At 35.2% G+C, this 24668-nt stretch carries 16 protein-coding genes; 10 read left to right on the top strand and 6 right to left on the bottom strand.

Translation table 11 applies throughout. The features are described from left to right. The first annotated feature begins 102 nt into the window (after positions 1 to 102). The 10 genes from IPP61_18925 (at position 103) to IPP61_18880 (ending at position 17920) form a co-directional block, all read left to right on the top strand. Positions 103 to 1890: a site-specific DNA-methyltransferase gene (locus IPP61_18925; GenBank protein MBL0327202.1), complete on the top strand. Its 1788-nt coding sequence runs from the start codon at positions 103 to 105 to the stop codon at positions 1888 to 1890. After that, positions 1887 to 4691: a DEAD/DEAH box helicase family protein gene (locus IPP61_18920; GenBank protein ID MBL0327201.1), complete on the top strand. Its 2805-nt coding sequence runs from the start codon at positions 1887 to 1889 to the stop codon at positions 4689 to 4691. Before IPP61_18925 ends, IPP61_18920 begins: the two co-directional genes overlap by 4 nt. 308 nt (positions 4692 to 4999) lie before the next feature. Continuing rightward, positions 5000 to 8044: a histidine kinase gene (locus tag IPP61_18915; protein MBL0327200.1), complete on the top strand. Its 3045-nt coding sequence runs from the start codon at positions 5000 to 5002 to the stop codon at positions 8042 to 8044. Beyond that, the gene (locus tag IPP61_18910) at positions 8034 to 8864 is read left to right on the top strand and encodes a response regulator transcription factor (GenBank protein ID MBL0327199.1); all 831 of its coding nucleotides are present in this window, start codon (positions 8034 to 8036) and stop codon (positions 8862 to 8864) included. The genes IPP61_18915 and IPP61_18910 overlap by 11 nt, the downstream gene beginning before the upstream one ends. A 187-nt stretch (positions 8865 to 9051) precedes the next feature. Next, entirely contained in the window at positions 9052 to 9318 is a 267-nt protein-coding gene (locus IPP61_18905; protein ID MBL0327198.1) for a LytTR family transcriptional regulator, read from the top strand. Positions 9319 to 9343: 25 nt separating this feature from the next. After that, positions 9344 to 10156, top strand: a complete 813-nt coding sequence (locus IPP61_18900) for a hypothetical protein (GenBank protein MBL0327197.1) — start codon at positions 9344 to 9346, stop codon at positions 10154 to 10156. Positions 10157 to 10343: 187 nt separating this feature from the next. Continuing rightward, complete coding sequence (locus tag IPP61_18895; protein MBL0327196.1) at positions 10344 to 10913, top strand: hypothetical protein; 570 nt, start codon at positions 10344 to 10346, stop codon at positions 10911 to 10913. 6 nt (positions 10914 to 10919) lie between these two features. Continuing rightward, positions 10920 to 14021: a hypothetical protein gene (locus IPP61_18890; GenBank protein MBL0327195.1), complete on the top strand. Its 3102-nt coding sequence runs from the start codon at positions 10920 to 10922 to the stop codon at positions 14019 to 14021. Between the two features lie 287 nt (positions 14022 to 14308). Beyond that, positions 14309 to 17572 carry a hypothetical protein gene (locus IPP61_18885; GenBank protein MBL0327194.1) on the top strand — a complete coding sequence of 1088 codons (3264 nt, stop codon included), beginning with the start codon at positions 14309 to 14311 and terminating at the stop codon, positions 17570 to 17572. Between the two features lie 156 nt (positions 17573 to 17728). Continuing rightward, positions 17729 to 17920 (top strand): hypothetical protein, encoded by a 192-nt coding sequence (locus IPP61_18880; GenBank protein ID MBL0327193.1) that lies wholly within the window; start codon positions 17729 to 17731, stop codon positions 17918 to 17920. 535 nt (positions 17921 to 18455) lie between these two features. On the opposite strand, the gene groL is transcribed toward IPP61_18880, so the two are convergent. The 6 genes from groL to IPP61_18850 form a co-directional block, all read right to left on the bottom strand. Continuing rightward, positions 18456 to 20087 (bottom strand): chaperonin GroEL, encoded by a 1632-nt coding sequence (groL, locus tag IPP61_18875; GenBank protein ID MBL0327192.1) that lies wholly within the window; start codon positions 20085 to 20087, stop codon positions 18456 to 18458. Between the two features lie 45 nt (positions 20088 to 20132). Beyond that, a complete protein-coding gene (locus IPP61_18870; protein ID MBL0327191.1) occupies positions 20133 to 20408 on the bottom strand; it encodes a co-chaperone GroES in 276 nt (91 codons plus the stop codon). Between the two features lie 363 nt (positions 20409 to 20771). Continuing rightward, complete coding sequence (locus tag IPP61_18865; GenBank protein MBL0327190.1) at positions 20772 to 21512, bottom strand: outer membrane lipoprotein-sorting protein; 741 nt, start codon at positions 21510 to 21512, stop codon at positions 20772 to 20774. 29 nt (positions 21513 to 21541) lie between these two features. After that, the gene (locus tag IPP61_18860; protein MBL0327189.1) at positions 21542 to 22816 is read right to left on the bottom strand and encodes an FtsX-like permease family protein; all 1275 of its coding nucleotides are present in this window, start codon (positions 22814 to 22816) and stop codon (positions 21542 to 21544) included. Then, positions 22813 to 23967 (bottom strand): ABC transporter permease, encoded by a 1155-nt coding sequence (locus IPP61_18855; GenBank protein MBL0327188.1) that lies wholly within the window; start codon positions 23965 to 23967, stop codon positions 22813 to 22815. Before IPP61_18855 ends, IPP61_18860 begins: the two co-directional genes overlap by 4 nt. Next, entirely contained in the window at positions 23964 to 24665 is a 702-nt protein-coding gene (locus tag IPP61_18850; GenBank protein ID MBL0327187.1) for an ABC transporter ATP-binding protein, read from the bottom strand. The genes IPP61_18855 and IPP61_18850 overlap by 4 nt, the downstream gene beginning before the upstream one ends. Positions 24666 to 24668 lie beyond the last annotated feature (3 nt).

Here is a 24668-nt window from a genome sequence, read left to right as displayed (position 1 = left end):
CTGCTCAGAGAACTCATTGACCAGTATGACCCCCAACTCATAGGGCTGCTTTTAAACCACGAAATCACTCGACAAAAGTTCTTTGTTTCTGCCGGAAAAGCCATGGTTTTTAAAGGCAATGACTTCAAGTTTTTTATTGACGAAAACAAGCTCGACAATAGCTATACCCAATTTGAAAACAAAATAGGGCTTAAAGTTGGAAGTAGGCTGCTGAGAGAATACCGTGATGTGGTGCTCAATTTCCCCTACAAAGACTGCGTGCTGGAGGGCGGACAAAGTACTGAGGAGGGAACAGATACCTATTTTGAATACAACAAGGAATCAGGCAACTATGACGAAAAGAAGGCCAGACGGAAAGAAATATTTTTTAATCAAATACTGGCCAAAGATGAGATAGACCGTCTTTTTGAACCCAAGGCTTTTGCCAATGTGCGGAAATACCAAAAAGATGAGAATGGTAGTATTACTGAAAGCGAAGCAAAAGAATTTACCAGAGACAAAAATGGGGATATAAAAGATAACCTTATCATCAAAGGAAACAATTTATTGGCCTTGCATAGCCTGAAAGAGCAGTTTAGAGGGAAAGTGAAACTAATCTATATTGATCCGCCTTACAACACAGGAAATGATAGCTTTGCTTATAACGATAATTTTAACCATTCTTCCTGGTTGGTTTTTATGAAAAACCGGCTTGAAATTGCAAAGGAACTATTGAGAGAGGATGGCAGTATTTGGATTAATATTGATGATGATGAAAGCCATTATTTAAAAGCATTAGGAGACAGTATTTTTGGGAGACATAATTTTATAGCAAACGTAATTTGGGAGAAGAAATATGCTCCACAAAATGATTCAAAATATTTTTCTGACAACCATGACCATATTTTAATTTTCGCCAAAAATAGTCCAAGTTTTTCTGTAAATCTTCTACCAAGATCAGAAGAAATGGATAATAGATACAGAAATCCAGATAATGACAAAAGAGGCGTTTGGACATCTGATAATCTACTTGTAAAAACTTATTCAGCTACATATGATTATCCTATTAAAAATCCAGTTGGAAGAATTATTAACCCACCTAACGGTAGTTGCTGGCGTGTTTCAAAAGAAAAATTTGAAGAATTAAAGACTGATAATCGTATTTGGTTTGGAGAAAAAGGGGAAAATGTTCCACGTTTAAAAAGGTTTCTGTCGGAAGTACAACAAGGTAGTACTCCCTTGACAATTTGGAAACATCAAGAAGCGGGACATAATCAAGATGCAAGACGTGAACTTTTTGAATTGGTTGAAACAAATATTTTTACAACACCAAAACCTGAAAAACTTTTATATAGAATAATAACTATTGGCTCTAATGAAAAAGACATAATTCTTGATTTCCATATAGGAAGTGGAACTACCGCAGCAGTGGCTCATAAAATGAATCGTCAGTTTATTGGGATTGAGCAAATGGACTACATTGAAAATGTAACCGTTGAAAGACTAAAAATGGTAATTGAAGGAGAGGAGGGTGGAATCTCAAAAACTGTAAATTGGCATGGTGGAGGTTCCTTCATCTATCTCGAACTCGCCAAAAACAATCAAAATGCCCTTGAAAGAATAGAAGCCGCAGGTTCTTATGAAGAATTGATGACGTTTTTTGATGAAATGTATGAGCGGTATTTCCTGAATTATAACGTCAAAATCAGGGAATTTAAAGAAAAAGTATCCCAGGAGCCGGCATTTAAAAATCTTCCACTAGAAAGACAAAAGCAGATATTCGGCAAAATGTTGGATCTTAATCAGCTGTATGTCAACCGCTCCGATATGGAAGATAGTCGCTTTCAACTCAGCGAAAATGACATAACTGCAACCCATAATTTTTACGGTAAAAATCCCACTTTTTTATGAATCTATTTCCCGAAAAATATCTATTTGATGAACTAAAGCCCAAAGCTTATGATTTGGATATTCCTAAGCTCAAGCTTTCAGATTATAGTTATATTACTGACAATCTGCGGTTTCCACTATTCAAATGGCAGGAAGAGGCTTTGCTCAATTTCCTGACTTTTGAGGCCATTAAAGATGCCGAAGAGGATACTTCGCCCACTCATTTGCTGTTTAACATGGCGACAGGGTCGGGAAAAACACTCGTAATGGCAGCTACTATTTTGTATTATTATAAAAAAGGCTACCGGCATTTTATATTTTTCGTCAATCAAAATAACATTGTAGGTAAAACCGAGGAAAACCTTTGCAATGCAGCCCATAGCAAATACCTTTTTCAGAAAAATATTGTAATAGATGACCAAACGGTCAATATCAAACAGGTCAATACATTTGATGATTTCAGTGACGACATCCAGATTAAATTCACTTCGATTCACTCACTGCACAATGATGTTTATAAGATTAGAGAAGATAATGTTTTTTTAGAAGATTTACAGAATCGCAATATCGTGATGCTTGGCGATGAAGCCCACCACCTGAATGCAGACACTAAAAAGAATAAAAACATTCAAACGGAAATACTAGCCATAAAGGAACTTTCAGAAAATGCCTCGCAAGATGACATTGAAAAAAGTTGGGAGCATACAGTTATTGATCTACTATTAAACAAAGAAGGGAAAAAAGGGATAAATAAAAACGTGCTGCTCGAATTTACGGCCACAGTTCCCGAACACAGCGAGGTAAGAAGAAAGTATTTGTCTAAAACCATTGTCAAATTTGACCTTAAAGATTTTTTAAAAGCGGGTTATACCAAGGAAATCAATCTGGTGTCGTCTAGTTTTGATAAAAAGAAAAGGATATTGCAGGCACTCCTTTTTAATTGGTACCGGCACAAAATAGCCTTGAAATACAACATTCCCCATTTCAAGCCGGTGATATTGTTTAGAAGTAAAACAATCGATGTAGCCGACAGCAATAATTCCAAAGATGACTATCTTTTCTTTAGAAATCTGGTGGATAGTTTGAGTGCTTCTGATTTTGATTTTCTGAAAGAAATAGATGAGCATAAGTTTATGGACATCACCGAAACCTACCAGAAAGGTCAGAGTCGAATCATTGATGTAAAAAGATATATCTCAGACAATAGTCTGCAAATCAGAGAGATCATAGCATATATTCAATATCAATTTGCTGACCACAATTGTGTCATTACCAACTCCAGTACCAACAAAACTAAAAAGGAAAAGACAGATGCCGAAACTGAGCGGCTGCTCAATAGTCTGGAAGACAAAGACAATCATATTAGGGCTATTTTTACAGTTCAGCGGCTTACCGAGGGTTGGGATGTGCAGAATCTTTACGACATTGTGAGGCTCTATGAAGGCCAAAATACCGGAGGCTCAAACAAAGGGAAAAGTGGAGGTGCCACCACTTCAGAAGTACAGTTGATTGGTCGGGGCGTTAGGTATTTCCCATTTGAATATGATAATAAAGAACGGAACCGCCGGAAATTTGATAATGACCTGAACCATGAGCTGCGGGTATTGGAAGAATTTTATTTTCACAGCGACAATGACGAGCGGTATCTGAGCGAACTCAAAAAAGAACTCAAAGATAAAGAATGGCTCACAGACCAAAAGAAACTGAAGACTTTTGGGTTAAAGGAGAAATCTTTATTTGATTCAAATTATCCCAACATTTTTGTCAATAAGCGACTTGATAATCCCAAGAGAAGGAAAAGTACTCTAGAGGAAATAGGTAAAGAATTCAATTTTGAATATACCATAGGAGCCTTAAACCTTAATGAAACTGCATTAAATCTGGAAAAAGGGGAGACGGACAAAACCAAATACGCCACAGGATCCAGCGAATTTGGTACAATGAATATGAAATTGAAAGAGTTTGATTTGCATCTGATAAGAAAGGCAATCAATAAAATTTCGGTTAAAGAAAATTCCTTGTTCAGGTTTCAGCGTCTCACGAAGGAGCTGAATATCAGCTCAATGGATGAATTACTAAAAGATGAATTTCTGGGGGCATTTCCGATACAAATCAAACTTCCAACAGGACTTTATAATCAGATAGGGGGCACAAAGAAGCATATTTTCATGATTGATTCAGAAGAATTACTGAAAATATTGATGCGGTTTTTTGAGAAAATCACAACAGAATTAGGACTGGTTTCTAATCCATACGTTGGTTCGGAGCTTGGTCATGTGCCTGTCAAAGAGCTTTTTGGAACTTTCAAAACCAAGTCTGTCATAGAAGATGATAAAAACTCGAAAATCGAAGAATTAATCAAAGATAAAGACTGGTATATTTTGGATGGATTTCATGGTACCACGGAGGAGCAATCACTTATAGAGTTTCTGAGCGGCATTATGGGTAACTTTGAAAGCCAATATGAGAAAGTATCTTTATTGAGAAATGAAGAAGTTTATAAAATCTACGATTTTGAGCAAGGACGAGGTTTTATGCCGGATTTTCTGCTGTTTCTAAAACAGAAAGAAAAGGACCTGTATTACCAGATTTTTATCGAACCCAAGGGCGACCAATTTAAAGATGCTCAGGGCAATTTCTTCGGCTCAAAAGAAGGCTGGAAGGAAATATTTATGCAACAGATTAGTCAAAAGTATGGCCAGGAACCTTACCTGAAAGCAGAAAACAATGACTTTATTTTATATGGATTGCCTTTGTACAACAAGAAAAATGAGGCCACATGGAAACAAAGCTTAATTGAGAAATTGGGCGTTGGGATTTGAGTATTTGATCGAGCGTTAATATAAGGTTAGAAAAGAAAAAGCTAAAAATGGGATAGGGGTGGGAGATATTTTTGGATTTGGAATTATTTCTTTTCATTTAGAAATAATGAGTTTTTACGGTTCTGAATATTCTGGAATAGCAAACATGATATTTTATTTAGCCCATTCCAACTATTTTATTTATATCATCTGATTCAGGTAAACTTAAGGGACGTTTAAGTTAATTTTTACCAAATAATAAATATTCTGACTTTTTATTTAATGGTTAGATATTTAATGATAATTTGGAAGATTAAACTGAATTCAAAATGAAATATCCTGACACAAAAAGTAAAAAATGGATTTTGCAGTTTTTTCTACTTGCCTTTTTTAGCAATAATCTTTTTTCTCAAAATCTGCCTCATAAAATCTACACCATAAATGATGGTTTGGCCGGGATGCAATGTTTCAATGTTTTTAAGGATTCCAGAGGGTTTATTTGGACCATTACCTCAAATGGGCTTTCAAGATTTGATGGCGAGTACTTTACTAATTTTAATACGGAAAATGGGTTGGAAAATAACACCAGATTTTCAAATCTTATTGAATTGTCTGATGGTCGTATTTGCTTCTTAAATGGCAAATATTTACACGTTTTTGACAATAAAACTTTTTATAAGTTTAAGCTTCCAGAGTTTTATAGGTTTCAACATAACCTGGTTCTTTATAATTATGGAGAAAATGAAGTTTTATTTTTTCTTTCTAATACAAAGAAAGCCGAACATAAATATGTACCATATTTATTTAATCTTCACACGAAAATTTATAAGAAAGTTTCATTTCCTGATTTTAATGAAAGAGAGGTTTTTATTCCAGCCTACTATGATGATATCGAAAAAGTTTTCTTAGGTTTTAAATATAAAGATAATTTAAAAATAGGATTATATAAATATAAAAATGGGAAATATGAATTTATGCTCAAGTCTAGTGTGGATGGAGAATATCATTTAACATTTTCTAACAATGGAAGACTTTTCGTTGGAGTAAAAAACAAAAATTTAAAAACTTATTTATATTATTATCAAGAAGGAAATTTAAAACTTTGGCAAGAATCAGATTCAAAGAGTGAAAAAATCATTAACGAAATTGATCAAGATGCAATAGAAGAAAAAGATGGCTCAATTTTTTATATTGAAAAAGGTTCCCAAAAAAAAGAATTGATAAGTGATCGCATTGGTAACGCATCAAACTATATAATTGACTCCCTTAATCAAATTATTTGGATTGCTACAGAGAAAGGCCTTGTGTCATTTTTTAATAATGGGATAAAAAATATTTCTGAAAAAGATGCCGGTAATGTTTGGAGCGTTTCGGAAGACAAATATCAAAATATCTGGATGATATCTTATGGTCCGGAATCTAAAGTTTGGAATGGAAAAAGCTTTAAACCAGTAGTTGACCATAAGAAATTTTTTCCTTTTTTTTCTGAGGATAAAATCTTAAGAACTACTAAAGAATCTAATTTATTTTACTTTGGCTCTACGAAGGATAAACTTGGAAATATCTGGTTACCCCATGGCTCAGCACTTTTTAAAACAAACGGAAAGAAAATTGATAAACCTTTTAATCTTGGGTCTTTTTTCAGTTACTATGATAAGGATAAGGATATCATAGTATCAGGTGGGGCTTATGGAGTTCATATAATAGACGCTATTACATCAAAAACTAAATTATTCCTGGAAGGGGGAAAGGATTTGATTGAATATCCCAATTATATGTACATATACAAGGACTTGAAAGGGCGGTATTGGATTGGTGGCTGGGGAGGAATGAACAGATTTGAAAACTTTGAAGATTTATTAGCCAGAAAATCAAGGGAATATAAAAAAAGTAAAGGAAATATCCCATTCAGAGGTTTCATTACTATGCATGAAGATTCCTATAAAACTTTGTGGGTGGGAACTACCGACGGATTATATTATTATGAAGATTCCGAAGATAAATTCATAAAAGTTTTGCAGGACAGGTTAAAAAGGTATGTAATGTTTATTGGAAACATTTCCAAAGACAAACTGATTATTGGAATTGATGCAGGGTTATTGATTTTACAAATTGACAATAAATCAAAAGAGAAAGTTTCGGTAGTAAAGCTTTACAATAATAACAATGGCTATGATGGACTGGAACCTGGACAAAATGGACTTTTTACCGATTCAAAAGGAAGAATGTGGGTTACTTCCGGAACTGTTCTAAGTTTTCTGGATGCTAAAAAACTCAATTTGAGCAATGAACCCTTACGCCCGTATTTTCAAAAAATAGATAATAGGAGAATAGAATTTAATTCTTCGAAAAATATTTCAATTGAAAAAAACACCTTCACACTGAAAATAGGGTCAATTGGATTTAACAGACCCCAAAAAACACTGTACAGTCACAAAATTGATGGAAATGATTGGTCAGAGTGGATATCGTCAGACCTGATCTTTATTAAACCACTCTCTCATGGTCAACACGTAATAAAGATAAGAGCCAAAACAGAAGGTATAGCCGAGGACCGCTTAATCCCTGTAGTTTTAAATGTCAATGTCACTGCACCATTTTATCAATCACCTAATTTTGCAAAATATCTTGGTTTTATAAGTGCCATTTTATTTGGTTGGTTTTTGTATTCTTTTTTCAAGTCGAGATACGAAAAACGTAAACTTTTGGAAAAAGAGCGTACAATTAATTATCTACAGATTCAAACTTTGCAGGCACAACTTAATCCTCATTTTCTTTTTAACGCACTTAGTTCACTTCAAAATTTGATTTTAAAAAATGAAACCGCCTTAGCCAATAAAAGCCTGACCAAATTGGCAAGCCTTATGAGAAGGTATCTGGAGTCTAGTGTGGCGGCAAATAATCCCCGTGTTAGAAAAAATGAGATTAGTTTAAAAGACAAAATAGAACTGTTAAATTCTTATCTGGAATTGGAAAGTATCCAGCATGAGGATAAGTTTTCATACAAAATAGAATATCCATCTGACTTGCAGCTGGACAGTATAAAGCTTCCTCCATTAATAATACAGCCGTTTGTAGAAAACGCTGTTAAACATGGACTTATACATAAGAACGGAAAAGGAAACCTAACCATCAAGTTTGAAAACTTTGATGAAACGCTTATTTGCACCATTGATGACGATGGCATTGGACGAAGGGCGTCAGCCGATCTAAAAAAACAATCAGAACACTCTTATAAATCATTTGGCACCCGTTTAGTCCAGGAACGGGTCAAGCTCTTAAATGAGTCAGATTATGATATCAAGATTGAGACAATAGATAAAATACAAGGCACTACTGTGATAATAAAAATTCAACAAAAATATGAAGATTAAAACCATTATTATTGAAGACAATTACAAGATACGGGAATCATTGGGAATTCTGCTCAAAACCAACTTTAGTGAAATCGAGATTATAGGTGAAGCGGATAGTGTGATTTCAGGAGAAGAATTGATAAGTACTCAAAAGCCTGATTTTGTGATATTTGATATTGATATTTTCAAAGGAACCAGTTTCGATATTTTATCAAATCTGAAAGCAAAAGGAGAAGTAAATTTTAAATTTATTTTTCTTACTGCCCATAGCAACACCGAGAATACGATAAAAGCGATAAAATATTCGGCAAATGATTTTTTGGTAAAGCCACTGGATGAAGCTTTGCTGATTGAATCAGTGGATACCATAATAGAGAGTATCAGGCAAAAACAAGATCAGAATCAAAAGTTGGATTTACTTCTTGAGCTTCTCGATAACCCCGGCAATATTAACCAAAGGATAGGAATTCAAACTACTAAAGGACAGATACAGCAGGTGATTCTGAAAGACGTGATTTATCTCAAATCAGACGGGATAATAACAATTTTTAGACTGGAGGATGGGACTGAACTCAAAGGGTTTAAAAATATTGGTTATTACGCCGACAATCTTTGCCGCGACTATGATTTTATTCAAATCCATCAAGGAATAGTAATAAATCTAAATTTTCTAAAGGCTTTTACCCCATCTACCAGGGAAGTTCTTATGAAAAATGGGCTAATACTTGAGGCTTCCAGAAATGGTTCAAGAGTTTTAAAAGAATATCTTCTGAGTTATTCACCATCAAAGCTCAAGTTAGGATTTATCAAAGACATCTTATTGAAGTTAAAAATTTAACTTTCAGCATATTTAGCTTTTGCCAATATGCTTTCTGTTAATAGGCAGAAAGCCATTGTCCCATAACGGATTTTAAAGGGAACTCCTTTATTACCAAATTTTCTAAAAATCGACCGAATTTTATTTAATGATTGATTGGTCTGGGGAAATAATTGAACTTTGGAAAGTTAAGACATCCCAAAAAAATATGAAAATACAATTATCTGACTCTTTTACAATTACTCATCTGGAAGCCAGTACCAACTACACTATTTTTCATTTTATTGACGGCCGGAAAGAGATTCATGCCTACACCCTCAAAAAGTACGAAAACGAATTTTTGCCGACTAATGCCTTTTCCCGCATCCACCGGCGGTACCTGGTCAATCGACAGTTTATTGCTTCATACAATGAGAGTGAAGTTTTTCTTTCTTGTGGGAAGAAATTACCAGTAGCCAGACGAAGGACGATTTGAAATTATAATTTTAACATATATAACAATGAAAAAACAACTATTTTCAATTTTCGCATTTTCAATTTTATTTGTAAGTATAGTATCTTGTGAAGGTCCGGTGGGGCCTAAAGGAGATATCGGCCCTTCTGGACCGGCTGGAGCAGCAGGAGCAACCGGTGCGACTGGTGCAACTGGTCCTGCTGGGCAAAATGGCACTAATGGTACAAATGGAACCAATGGAGTCGATGGAAAAATTGAAGCTAAATCTACCGGCTGGTTGTCATTTGATTTTGAAGGAGGGAAATCAATCCTAAACTCCTCTACTTACAATGGAATCGACAAATACGTTACCTATGTCACATTATACTTGAAAGATAAAACCCAGCCATTTTTTACCAGAGAAGTATTAGATAAAGGTTTGATTTTGACTTATTTTAAATTTAATGCTTTGGTCTTTAATGAGAATGATTCTGATTATAGTTTGCAGGAACGTATTACGGGCGGTGCAGCAACTAACAGTATTAATAGTTATTTTAAAATTGAAGGGAGAACAAGCAGTAAGTCGGAAGATTTTACCTATTGTTATTTAGGAAACAGTGAAATAGCGGAGAATTATTGGAATCCTTACTTTAATATTCAAACTCCATATGTGCAGAGTTACGTAAATAATCAATACATATATACATCTAAAGCACCTGAACTATTGGATAAATCAGCTAGTTTTTACAGAGATCTTGCGAAAAAAGTTGCACCAAAAATGAGGTTGGTAGTGATACCTCTGTCTGCCGCAGGAAGGGTAAAAAGCCTGGATTGGTCAAATTATGAGTTAGTTAAAAAAGAATTAAATCTTAAGGATTAAATCAGGAGGTGCTTACAACACCTCCTGATTTTAATCTAAATGATAGTGCCATTTAAATCTTTTAACAGTATCAGCTAAACTAGTGTCTACAATCCGTTTAACCATAGTTTCTAGGTTTTTCTTTCTAGTTTGTTTAATCTGGTTCTGTCAAAAAATGGTGGATTGTATAATTTAAATTTTAATAACTATGGAGAAAATTTTAAAAATAAGTCTGCTTTTTATTTCATTTATCAGTTTTGGCCAAAAAGATTCGGTTTTTACTTGTGGGACTAATTATTCAAGTCTATCAAAAGAGCAAAAAAAAATAATTGACCAAATAGAGAAAGCCTACTTATCCAGAAAACTAATAAGTACAACAGGAGATTCCACTACAATTTACACTGTCCCTTTAGTTTTTCATGTATTTCATTTAGGTGAGCCTGTTGGAAGCGGATCCAATGTAAGTGAAGAATATATTCAAAATATGGTAAAGGCTCTTAATGATGGATTCAGAGCAAAGGATAAATATTTTGAGAAAACAAAAGATAGTAAAATTCAATTTGTTTTGGCTGGGATAGATCCCAATGGAAATCCTACCAATGGTATAGTAAGGATTGATGGTAGAGCCATTAATGGATATATTTCAAATGGCGTGCATCCAGATGAAACACACCAATTTCATAATTTATCTCAATGGAACTCAAATTATTACTTTAATATATATCATTTCTTTTTTATTGATAAAGTGGATGCCTTTGCATTATTGGGACAAGGATAGTTATACATGCAGCTAGGTAAAACAAGCCAAATGGATTTTGATACTTGGAATTCAACTTACATTCATGAAATGGGTCATGCGTTGAGCCTTTGGCACACCTTTGAGGGAGATAATGATGGCAGAAGTTGCCCTTCCAATTTAAATCCTCTTTTAGATGGAGATCGAATTTCTGATACCGAACCACACAAAATGTTTTTCGCAAAAGAATATAATGATATTAACAGTTGTACAGGGAAGGAAATTGGTAAAAATACTTATAACAATTTTATGAATTACCCTCTTAATAACCGTTCGACACAATATTTATTTTCAACTGAACAAATACTTAGAATGAGGTTAAATACTTTTAATTCTGGAAGTTTTAATATAAATGAACCATTTATTAACGATAAGCCTACTTGTTCTAATCAATCTACTGTATTTGAAATTCAAAGTCAAAGAATAAAATATAATGATTTTGCAATTTTAGAATCAAAAAATTGTGAAAATGGTACGGTATATTGGTTTAGAGATAGTTTAAGAATTGATTTTTTAGCCGATGGCAATAGGTTTATCACTCCAAAGCTTCAATCTAATAAAACCTATTTTGCCACTTGCCAAAAAGATAATTGTATAAGCAAAAATACTTCGGTTAAAGTAATTATTAGTGAGGATTTAAAACAATTGTCTATAACCTCTCAGTTTATTGAATTCAATAGTTCTGCAATTCTGAAAATGAAAGGCTGTAAAGGGACTGTAAATTGGTATGATAATGAGATCGGTGGTAATATTTTAGGAAGTGGTTCGATTTATATTACTCAAAATTTAACAAAAAGTACCGCTTACTTTGCTACTTGCGATATCGTTAACTTGCCAAAGCAAAAAAACCGTATTATTGGTCATGTTTTCATAAAAGAACAGCAAATAATCCTGAAAAATAATGAATTAGTGGGTTTCTGTTATTTACAGCCCGTAATGTTTAAGCCAATTTTAAGTCGAAGCACCTCAAATTATTCACCCTATTCAATATTTATATTTCATAGCGATTCATTAATTTATCAAAGCCGAATATATCCCTATCAACAATCTCCAGGAATAATTGATCATTTTGTGTATCTGACAGATGATGATTTTCCAGAAAGTGGGATATACCAAGTTTATGTTTCAAATGGCGTTACGGCTAGTCAAAAAGCGGAAATCAACGTAGTAAAAAAGATTTTTACATCTATCTTAATTAATAATGTTGAATTGGGATATCAAGAAATATGTACGGGCTCTTCTACAACATTAAAGTCAAAAATTCATTCTATAATGAGAGACCATAATCAATTTTTTTTCCCCTACACTATTCAATGGTATAAAGACAATCAACCAATCATTAATCAAACAAAAGATTCCTTAATTGTTAATAGTCCTGGAAATTATAAAGCGGAATTTAGTTATCCAGGCTGTAAAATTCAAAGTTCTGTATCGATATATCAAAGTTCCTTCATTTTTGTCCCTTACGTGGTGGATTATGATTATAGTAAGACAATGACTTTGTTTGGAGATTCAGTTATTAGAATCAATAGTTCTTATTATACCCCAACATCATCGTATAAATGGTATCGAAATGATACTGAGATAATAAACATGAATACTCCGTCTATTACGGTGAGGACTGACGGAAATTATAAGGTTAAAGTTACAGATTCTAATTGCAATATTGTTACCCTTTCACGTAATAAATTTGTGGATTTATCTTTCAAAAATAAATTTGAAATTGGTAGTAATAATACAATAATATGTAATGGGTTAAGCGGGATTATTTATATTAAAGATTTTAATTTTTTGACATCAAACCTAACCATTTACTGGTATAAAAATAATCAATTAATTAAATCTGGGAAATTAATTGAAGGAACCAGAATCAATATAGTATCGGCAGACACGGAAGGGAGCTACTATGCAATTTGTTCTGATGGTAAAAGGTCATTAAGAAGTAACATTTTAAATTTTACTGCTAATAAGAATTTAATAGTTCCAAATATTACATATGATTATCTGGGGTGTAATTCATTCAAGTTGAAATCAAATGTGTCTGGGAAATGGTTTAAAGATGGTATAAGTATCGGAAGTGGAATATCATTGGTTGTTAACAATCCGGCTCAATATGTAATTCAGAATACTAATGATCTTGGATGTTCAGAATATGATACTATTCAATATTCATCCTTAGTCAATAACGGAATAAAAATTACGATTCAAGATAATAAATCGAATATTTGCGGCCAGAATGATCAAGTATTCTTATCCATCCCAAATTCCAATAGTAATGTGACCTACCAGTGGCAAAAAGAGGGAGTTGATATTGACTACGCTAACTGGTCTACTTACACTGCCAATGCCCCCGGAACCTATAAATGTAAATTAAATTTTGGTGGTTGTATAGAAACAACAGATGAAATTACAATTGGTAGTTCACCTAATTTACAACTAATTGAGGATAATTCTGGTGTTTGGTGTTCTGACAACTTTATTAAAATCAGATTGGCTGGTCAAAATTCAAATATAAATAATACAATTAAATGGTATAAGGATGGCAAAATAATTTCCGGTTCGCATTCGGTAAATTTATTTGTTAAGGAAACCGGAAATTATAAAGCTGAAGTGAACGAATTTGGTTGCGTTGCAGAATCTAATCAGTTGTTTGTTAATTATAATATAACTCCAATTTTTAATTTAATTCCTTCTAACACTTTAAATTTAGGTGAAAGGGCTATTCTTGAAGTCCAAGGTTGCGAAGGAATTATTAGATGGTACGAAAGCAAAAATGATTTTTTGCCAATTTTTTCAGGGAATAATTTTCAAACACCAAACTTGTTTTCAAACACTTCATATTATGTTTCCTGTGAAGCCAATAATTGTAATAGCAACAAACTGGAAGCAAAAATAACAGTGTGTAATTCTCATTTAAATTTTACAAGCAATATTGATTCTGGTATATATAAATCGTCAGATTCTATTGAAGCGAGGGTAAATGTTCCATCAAATACAATTTTCCAGGCTGCAAAAAAAATCATTCTTTCCCCTGGCTTTCAAGCAGGCTCAAATGAAGTTTTTGAAGCTAAGATTGGAGGATGCAATTAAAAACATACAAATTTATGAAAACAATTTTAAAGATTTTATTAATATTATTTGTTGCCTTAAATATTAGTTTGGGACAACAAGAAAAAATTTGTGGATTTGATCAAGCTGTATTAAATAATAAAGAACTAAAAAAGTCATATTTAGAGAAATTAAATCAAATAAAAAATACCACAACTGTTGCTGACCCCAATACAGTCTATACAATTCCAGTAGTTTTTGTATTATTCCATTTGGGAAATTCTGTTGGTTCTGGTGCAAACATTACCGATCAACAAGTTGCTAGCAGTGTGGCAAAGATAAATAAAGGTTTAAGAGCAACAGGAGAATATCTCAATTTAGGTTTAGATACAAAAATTCAGCTTCAACTAGCACAATTTGACAATAATTGTAACCCATTTTCTGGAATTGTAAGAATAAATGCATCTTCAGTTGCTAACTATTCCAATGGTTTTTCTATTTATGACGAAACCATGATGGACGATCTCCAAGCTCTAGTGCCTAACTATCTTGATAATGAAGTGATTAAGATTTTTGTGGTTGATAATTTTATTGAATATAGTGGTTGGGGTAACTGGTGGGGTACAATGATTGTGAATCAATACGTTGCCCGAAATGCAAGTGAATTATTAATACATGAAATTGGTCATACATTTTCTTTAGCACATACTTTCCAAAGCGATAATGGTCAATGTGCACCTAATAGTGACCCCGATAATCAAGGTGATTATATCTCAGACACAGATCCGCATTTGGAAAATGATTATTGCATTTATAAATCCCCAACAGCAATAAACACATGCACAGAATTACCTTTTGGTAATGTTTTAAAAAATTTTATGTCATATAGCTGGAGTTGTATTGATAGGTTCACCCCAAAGCAGGTTGAAAGAATGCGAAATGGATTGGTTACCATTCGTCCTAAATGGATTAATTCAAAATTTCTTACAGGCACGGTTCTTCCACCAATCGCTAATTCTATTACACGGTGTTTACCAGGTTCGGTTTCACTAACAGCTTCAGGTTGTTCCGGGACTTACAACTGGTATTCATCAATTAGTGGTGGAAGTAGCTTAGGTAATGGTTCTACCTTCAATACACCGACAATTAGTAATACGAATACATACTATGTGAGTTGTACAGAAGGCAATTGTGTAAGTGCCAGAACTGCAGTCCAAGCAATTATTAAACTATCACTTGATGAAACTTGCTATTGTGTGCCAGAACTGTGGAACAACAATGATTATACTGATATTACAAGCGTAAGCATAGGAAATTTAACTAATTCTTCAACATGTTCAACCACAGGACCTTCAGGTTCAAAATTAAACAAATATTCCAACTATACAAATTTACCAATTGCTAATTTTACAAAAGGAAGTAATTTAGCATATAGTATTAATACTACTACCTGCAATGGTTCTTCTGATTGGCATACTGTGAAAGTTTATATAGATTTTAATAGAAATGGATCTTATGATGACGATGGTGAAAAAGTTGTAACACCAAGTGTAATTTCCAGTTCTTCCTCTACTTTTCAAGGTGATTTTGTAATTCCAAACACAGTAATAAACGGAACTACTTATATGAGGATAATATGTGCTGATTATTACAATTATAATGGTTCTTCTTGTAGTGGATATGCATGGGGAGAAACAGAAGATTATAAAATTAATATTGTTGACTGTACACCCCCTGGCCCCCCAATCACGAGCTCCCTGAGCCGATGCGGCACAGGTACAGTAATGCTTACATCATCAGGTTGCTCTGGAACTTATAATTGGTATTTATCAAGTTCAGGTGGAGCAAGTTTGGCAACTACAGCTAATTATACTACTCCTTCAATTAGCTCAACAACTAGTTATTATGTCAACTGTTCTGTTGGTGGTTGTACCAGTTCAAGAACTATGGCTACTGCCACTATAATTGCAATTCCTCCTGCTCCTACGCTTTTAGCCAACCCTGCAAATATTTCCCCAGGGCAGAGTAGTACACTTTCTGCTTCAAATTGTTCGGGTACTCTAACATGGAGCAATGGTTTAGGTACAGGGTCAAGCAAGATAGTTTCGCCCATAGTAACCACAACTTATACGGCTACTTGTACAGTAAATGATTGTACGAGTTCTAATGGGAGTGTAACAGTTACAGTGAGTACTTGTAATTTATCAGCCCCAACCACAACCTCTGCCAATCGTTGTGGAACTGGTACTGTAACCCTTTCTGCATCAAGTTGTTCGGGGACGTATAATTGGTATGCTGTAAGTTCGGATGGAACAAGTTTGGCAAGTACTGCCAATTATACTACGCAATCAATTAGCTTAACTACAAACTATTATGTGTCTTGTACGGTTGGAAGTTGCACCAGTTCCAGAACCGTAGCCACAGGAATCATTAAAGCTATTCCAGCTGCCCCTACGCTTTCCGCAAGTCCTGCAACAATTACATCGGGACAAAGTAGTACACTTTCTGCATCAAATTGTTCTGGTAACGTAACTTGGAGCAATAGTTTAGGAACAGGGACGAGTAAAAGCGTATCGCCTTCTGTTACTACAACATATACTGGTACATGTATCGTGAATGGCTGTACGAGTACAAATGGTAGTGTAATGGTTACTGTAAATAGCTTAAACCCATGCCCCAATACAATTACACACATTGGAAATGTTGTGACAGGAACCTATTCTTCTGCTCAAACAATTAATAGTTCTGCAAATGTAGCAACCAATACTAATTATTATGCAGGAAATTCAATAACGATGAATCCAGGGTTTTCAGCGGGAGGGAATGAGACATTTATTGCAAAGATTCAAAACTGCTTTCCAGCAATTCCAACCAGCGGGATGGTGGTATATTTACCCTTTAATAATAATTTGAATGATGAAAGCGGTAATGGCAATAATGGTGAATTTCATGGTGGGAAATACACCATTGATAGGTTTGGAAACGATAAAAAATCAATTTACTTTGGTGGGACTGAGATTTCACAAGGATATACCGGATATGCAATTATTCCAAATTCTAATAGCTTGTTATTTACTTCAGATTTTAGTATAAGTATTTGGGTATCTGTAAAGACTTATTTTGGAATGAGTCTAGATAATAATGGATATTTAATAAATAGTCAAGACGGAATTCAAACATTGTTTTCAAAAGGAGGGTTTAACACTGGTTTTATCGCAAATATTATACCTAAAAGTAGTGTGGATTCTGTATTTTATGGATTTAAGAATGATATTAGTTTTGGAGTTAATAATTTTGAACTTATAAAGCGTGAAAAAGGTGTTAGTAATACTATTAATAATTGGATTCATTTAACTTATGTTATCCAATCGTCGATATTAAAACTATATAAAAATGGGGCATTAATAAATTCAAAAGTTGTAAATTCACCAATAGATTATAATGTAATGAATTCAAATTCTATTCGATTAGGTGTTGTTCCACCAGGGGAAGGTTATTTTCCTTTAAATGGCTCATTAGACGACCTTAGAATCTACAACCGAGCTCTAAGTGATTCAGAAGTACAGTCATTGTATAATGCAGAAAAACCTTAGTTTCCTCTCCCTATTATTCCGTAATCCAATTAAAACCATAAAGTAGTGTCTAGCGAAAACATGATACTACTTTTTTTATGTATAGAATTTATACATTTATATACCTGATTTTTTGTCGTTCTTAAGGCTCAGGCTCAATCCTTTGAGTTAAATAGCTTGTCCAACTCCTCCGGGGTTTATGCTATAGGATTTAATCCGGCTTTTCTTGCTGATTTCAGGGTAGGAAGGATGTTGAATTTGGGGCAATATCATGCCGGATTGTCGTTCAATGCTGTCAGAATCCGTTTTTTACCATCCTCTGGTATAAATATTAAGCTTAAAGGTCAGGCCTTAACACTCTGTATATAAGCTTGCTATGGTCATGTTTATGAAATAAGTTTAAACGTAATGCCGCCTTTAAAATAAGCATCCATTACCACTCTTTTCAGTTGCATGAGGGAGATTTGTCGTTTCTTTTCTTCAATAATCTTGAATCCAATGCAATTCAAAGCTTTTGGGTAGTTATAAATCTGCCGGTCTAAAATAATTTACTTTCCCCGTGTTCTTTCTCTTGCTATTAAACAGCATTTTGTAAAAGTTTGGGGAACTGTGAAGCAATACTCCTATCAGTGCAAAGTTAAAGACTTAATTTTTTTGCTTTTAGCAGTCAGAAAGCACTTTCTAGTATAAGAAAATAACCAATAAAAAGACATCTTTTAAAAGCGATTATTACTTTCTTAATTCCTATCTATCATATAGTTTTGAATAATTACTCCACTCCTTGCAAATTAGAAAGAATGAGTCTTGCAGACTCAGACATACAGTCAAGACCTGAAAATAAAAGATAAAAAAAGAGAGAAGCTGAAACTCAGCCTCTCTCTCTTTAAATGGTAATTAAACGATATTACATCATTCCACCCATTCCGCCGCCGCCACCGTGCATTGGCATCTCTGGTTTGTCTTCAGGGATGTCAGAAACTACGGCTTCGGTAGTCAACAACAAGCCTGCAATAGAGGCTGCGTTTTCCAGTGCCAGACGAGTTACTTTGGTAGGGTCGATGATACCCGCCGCAATCATGTCTTCATATCTGTCGTCACGGGCATTGTATCCGTAAGCATCTTTTCCGTTTTTAACTTCCTGAACTACTACTGAGCCTTCGCCACCGGCATTAGAAACGATGGTTCTCAAAGGTGCTTCGATAGCATTTCTGATGATGGCGATACCTGTTTTTTCGTCCATATTTGCAGGAGTGATACCTTCAAGGGCCGCCTGAGCTCTGATGAAAGCTACACCACCACCGGCAACGATACCTTCTTCTACAGCAGCACGTGTTGCGTGCAAAGCATCATCCACACGGTCTTTTTTCTCTTTCATTTCTACTTCTGTAGCGGCTCCAATGTAGATAATGGCTACACCACCTGACAATTTGGCCAGACGCTCCTGAAGTTTCTCTCTGTCATAATCAGAGGTTGTGGTTTCGATCTGAGCTTTGATCTGACCTACACGACCTTTGATTTGCTCCTGATCACCCGCACCATTGATGATAGTTGAATTGTCTTTATCGATCAATACTTTCTCACACTGACCCAGCATGCTGATGTCTGTATTTTCAAGTTTGAAACCTCTTTCTTCAGAGATTACAGTACCACCGGTCAATATGGCAAGGTCTTCCAACATGGCTTTTCTTCTGTCGCCAAAGCCCGGAGCTTTAACAGCACATACTTTCAAAGCACCACGGATTTTGTTTACCACCAAAGTAGAAAGGGCTTCGCCATCTACATCTTCAGCAATAATCAAAAGCGGACGACCCGTCTGAGCCACACCTTCCAATACCGGAAGAAGCTCTTTCATTGAAGATACTTTTTTCTCAGAGATTAAAATGAACGGTCTGTCCATTTCAACTTCCATTTTCTCAACATTGGTTACGAAGTAAGCCGAAAGGTAACCTCTGTCAAACTGCATACCTTCTACAGTCTTAACTTCAGTTTCAGTACCACGGGCTTCTTCTACTGTGATTACCCCTTCTTTGCCCACTTTGTCCATGGCATCGGCTATCATTTGACCTATTTCATTGTCATTGTTAGCAGAAATAGAAGCCACCTGAGTGATTTCTTTAGAAGTAGTGATTGATTTTGATTGCTCGTGGAGGTTTTTAACAATGGCACTGACTGCTTTTTCGATTCCTCTTTTGAGGTCCATCGGATTGGCACCTGCGGCTACGTTTTTAGCACCGATGGTGTAAATAGCCTGAGCCAATACTGTGGCAGTGGTAGTACCGTCACCGGCCTGATCAGCAGTTTTTGAAGCTACCTCTTTCACCAATTGAGCACCCATGTTTTCGATAGCGTCAGCCAATTCGATTTCTTTGGCTACCGATACACCATCTTTGGTGATTGAAGGTGAACCAAATTTTTTATCAATGATTACGTTACGACCTTTTGGCCCTAAAGTTACTTTTACAGCGTTAGCAAGCGTATCAACGCCTCTTTTCAGTTTGTCTCTTGCTTCGGTATCAAAAAGAATTTGTTTTGCCATTATTTTAAAAAATGTTTTTTGAATTAATAATCTGAATAAAAAAAATTAAACGATAGCGTAAATATCTGATTCTCTCATGATCAAATACTCTTTACCATCAACAGTAATCTCGGTACCTGAGTACTTGCCATAAAGTACTGAATCTCCAACTTTTACTGTGATAGGCTCATCTTTTTTTCCGGGTCCCACAGCTACAACAGTACCTTTTTGAGGTTTTTCCTTAGCTGTGTCAGGAATGATAATACCAAAGGCGGTTTTTTCTTCGGCCGGAGCTGCCTCTACTACTACTCTGTCTGCTAAAGGTTTAACGTTTACTGACATAATACTATAAATATTTTAAAGATTGATTAAAATTAACTTCTGTCATTTTAACAATATCTAAGCCAAGAGAGAAAAACTGACATTTTACTGACATAATTTCAGGTTTTTGAAAAATGCTTGTCAGATAAATCAATTATTTGGCTGATTTTGTCATATAAACCCAAAAAACTCATTAGAAAATCGGCTGCAATAAAAGTCGAAGGCGACCCCCGTTACTTCATACCTATTTCCGAACATCTGTAAACCTATCTCGATAGGTCTTTCGATGCTCGTCATAGCTATTTTGCAAAACCGAACGACGGACCGATTATTTCGCCAGAATGTATATTGAGCTTTTTGGGTTAAAATTTTTGAACTTCCTGCTTATTTTTTCAGTGAGGCTTTAGAGAAAATGTAGTCAGGAATGTTGGTGTTAAAGCTTACTTTGAGCATTATAAAGTCGGTACCTTTGCCGTTTTTGAGCATGTCTTTGTAATTGATTTTCTTTGGATACCATCTGCCATTGATTTTATCGATGTCAGAAAATGTGCTTCTTTTAAGCAACTGGCCACTTTTTGCATAAAAATCTTGTTTTAGAGGAACAAATTTTTCTGTGTCAATCCATATTTGAGACTTCACATAGGCCACATCTTCTACTTTGGCATTCAATTCCAACAGCCAGGTATTTCTATCGTCTATTTTTTCCTGCTTCAAAATCTTAGCATCATAGATTTCGTAAAGTTTACGGGTTTCCATCATGTCTTCATACGAAAGGTCCGAGCCCATGACCGATTGCCTCAACAAATGCCCTGAAAGCTGAATGGTACGGTCGGTGGCCGGCGTATAAATCCAGAGCATGTTTTTCATTTTGAGCATTTTTGTGCCTTTTTCTCTTTCAGGTGAGAGGTATTCGGTAAAGGATTTTTCGATTCCTTCAGAATAAGATTTGGAGGAAATCTCACGGTCGTTTCTTTGGCCATGGATAATCATTTTGGCTTCCATAATCCTGTTTTTAGAAACCATGTTGGCATCCACTTTTTTCAGGATGTTTTCGGCTGAGAGGGTTTGACCGAAAGAAAGCTTTGCAAAAAGTAATATTGCTGATAGAATAATAATTTTTTTCATTATCGTATAAAAAATTAATAATCAAAAATTTAGACTTCGAGTTCTTTGAATAATTGAGAGGTTTGTCGTTTGAATATCCCGATACCCGAGAGCATCGTTCCGGCTACCATAGCCAGTACACCGGGTATGAAACCAATATAAAACAAGGAGGGGCCTACCTCTGCCCTGACCCTGGGGGGGAAAAACATGGTGGAATTTTTCATCATTTCACTGATATCAATGCCAACTGTTTGAAGATAATAAGCCACCAAAATACCCAGAGAAGTTCCGATTATTGATCCAATTATACCAATAATTGTAGCTTCGATGATCATATTTTTATAAAGAACAGGTTTTGACTCACCCATGGAAAGTCTGATGCCAATTTCCTTGTATCTTCTTATTCCACCCAAAAGACCCGTATTCCACAAAACTACTGACATGGCCAAAACAAAAATGAAAATAAAAATACCCGAAATATTGTCAGTATAGTCGATGAGCTCTGCCAGGTTTTTTTGTTGTTTTAAAGGCAACATAATTGGAGCGAATTCATCTTTTGATGTTTTATATGGCAGATTGAAATTATTGGAAACCAGTTCGGCGTTTTCATTGTCATATTTTCCCGATTTTGAAAAGCCCAAAATTTCACTACTTGCATTTTCCATATCCAACATTTTTCTGGCATCGGAAATATCAACGATAATAGCCCCCTGATCGAGTTGTTTCATTCCAAATTTAATGGTTCCGGAAATTTTCAATGGGAAAAGCATCAGGCTGCCATTCATGGTTGAGCCCATCAGTGTGATTTCATTACCCGGTTTCAGTTTTAATTTTTCTGCAAAATCATGTCCGATTAATACCTGACCCGACTTCTCAGGAATAACGCCGGTTTTAAGTGCATTTTTTAAATTAAAACGTTCAATTTCTCCCTGAGATTTGTCAAAGAGTGAAATTGCAAAACCTGCAGCCGGTCCCTGACCTTTAGAGTTGCCCAATTGGTCGGGAATATCAATAATACCTCCGAATTTTATGCGATTTACCCATTGATATTCAGGGTAACTTTTGGTCAGAGATTGTGTTAATTGATCTGAATTCAGAATTGAAAGGTCAAGGGGATTCTGGTCAATTTCTTTCAAATAAGCCTTTGTCATAACTTTTACATGGCCAGTGTCAAATTTTGCAGTTTGCTCCTTGAGGTCATTCATTACCCCATTGAGATAGGCAGTCAGGAAGACCGTGAGAAATACTCCAATACTGATGATTATAATGGGTAGCAAACTGCGGCTGCTGTCTCTGAGAATTCCTTTTAATATAAATTTTATCATTGTAGTTTTCCTTTTAAAGCGTCCACGGGATTCATTTTAGTGATTTTTCGGGTAGGCAGAAAACTGACAATGGTGGCCGAAATCAATACCAGAAGAATAGTACTCAGAATCAATTTAAGGCCGAATAATGGATAAATAACATCAGCCATCGCAAATCCAACATCCTGGGAACTGGTGGGTAATGAAATTCCAGTTTTTGCTACGAAAGTAAATAAAGGAATTCCTATTATGCCTGACAAAATGATGGCAAAAATGCTATACATGGAACCTTCTACCGTAAATATGCCAACCACCTGGCTTCGTGTCATTCCTAAGGCTATATAAGTGCCAATTTCTTTTTGTCGTCTGAAAACTGACAAAACCTGGGTATCAAAAATTGCCAGAAGTGCAATGCTGAGCAAAAGAAAATACATGATGGAGCTACTCATTTTTTTCATGGCTATCATATCTGTAATATCTTTTAAAAGAACTTCCTGATTTTTGAATTTCCACTCCTGCACATTTGGGTTATCAAATTTTTCATTGGCTACGAAATAAGTAGCGTGATTATTCAGACCGGTTATTTCCCAAAGTTTCTGAATACTCATCCAGATTTTTCCGTTATCTACTGAGGAAACATCAGTTTTGAAAATTCCTGATACGGTTACTTCTGTGGCATCAAAAGTCCCGTTTTTATCTCTCCATCGAAGCAAAATTTGGTCACCTACTTTCACATTTAAACTTTTCGCCATATTTCTACCTAAAACAACGGGAAACTCTCCATATTCTGATTTGAGTTTTTCGACAGGAATGGCTACAATTTTTTGAAGAGTATCAATACCCATCAGGCTTACCGTCACCATTCGGTTGTTGGGATAAAGGGTACCTTGTCTTATTAAAATTGGACTAATATTTTCTGTTTTTCCTAAATAAACACCATGACCGTCCTGCACTGTAAATGGGTCATAAGGATCATATTTTTCGTTGATTAATTGTCCGTGGGCATACTCCCATTTTACGCTTTCAAACTTCGCCTGGTGGTTCCAGCCATCAAGCATGGCGTTGTAAAATACAATTACTATAAACGAAAATGTTAAAACGCCAACATTGAGCCATGTTCTGAGGCCTGCACCTATCAGGTTTTTCCAGGCCAGTTGAAATGCAATTTTCATGGGTTTGGATTGTTTTCAGTAATGTCACTTTCAATTTTTCCATCTTTAAGACGTATCGTCCTTTTCAGGTATTGCATCACTTTTTCGTCATGGGTCGAAAAGAGGAAGGTAGTTTTTAATTCCTGATTTAGTTTTTCCATGATTTTCAGGATATGATGAGCATTTTCTGCGTCAAGATTTGCTGTGGGTTCATCTGCCAGAAGAATATCAGGTTTTTTCACCATTGCTCGGGCAATCGCCACCCGCTGACCTTCTCCGCCGGATAGTTTTGAGGGTTTGGTTTGTGCCAAATGTGCCAGGCCGACCCATTCCAATGCTTCCATTACCCTTGTTTTTCTTTCGTATTCCGGTATTTTTTGTAGTAATAGAGCAAACTCAACATTTTCAAACACTGTATAGACCGGGAGCAGATTATAAACCTGAAAAATAAAACCCAGGTGATGGTTTCTTAACTCTGCCGATTCTTTGTGAGACAGGTTTTTAACATCTTTTCCCAAAACAATGGCTTCACCTTCAGATTGTACATCCAGGGAGCCAATGATGTTAAGTAGCGTTGTTTTTCCAGAGCCACTGGGACCTACCAGCCCCGCAAACTCACCCTTATATAAGGCAAGATTGATGTTTTTTAAGGCCCAGAAATCCCCATCGCCAACTTTGAATTTCTTACTTACATTTTTTAAAGTGACTATATTTTCCATATT

The sequence above is a fragment of the Cytophagaceae bacterium genome, from assembly GCA_016722655.1.
Lineage (GTDB): Bacteria > Bacteroidota > Bacteroidia > Cytophagales > Spirosomataceae > Leadbetterella.
This window is presented reverse-complemented; position numbering and strand designations above follow the sequence as displayed.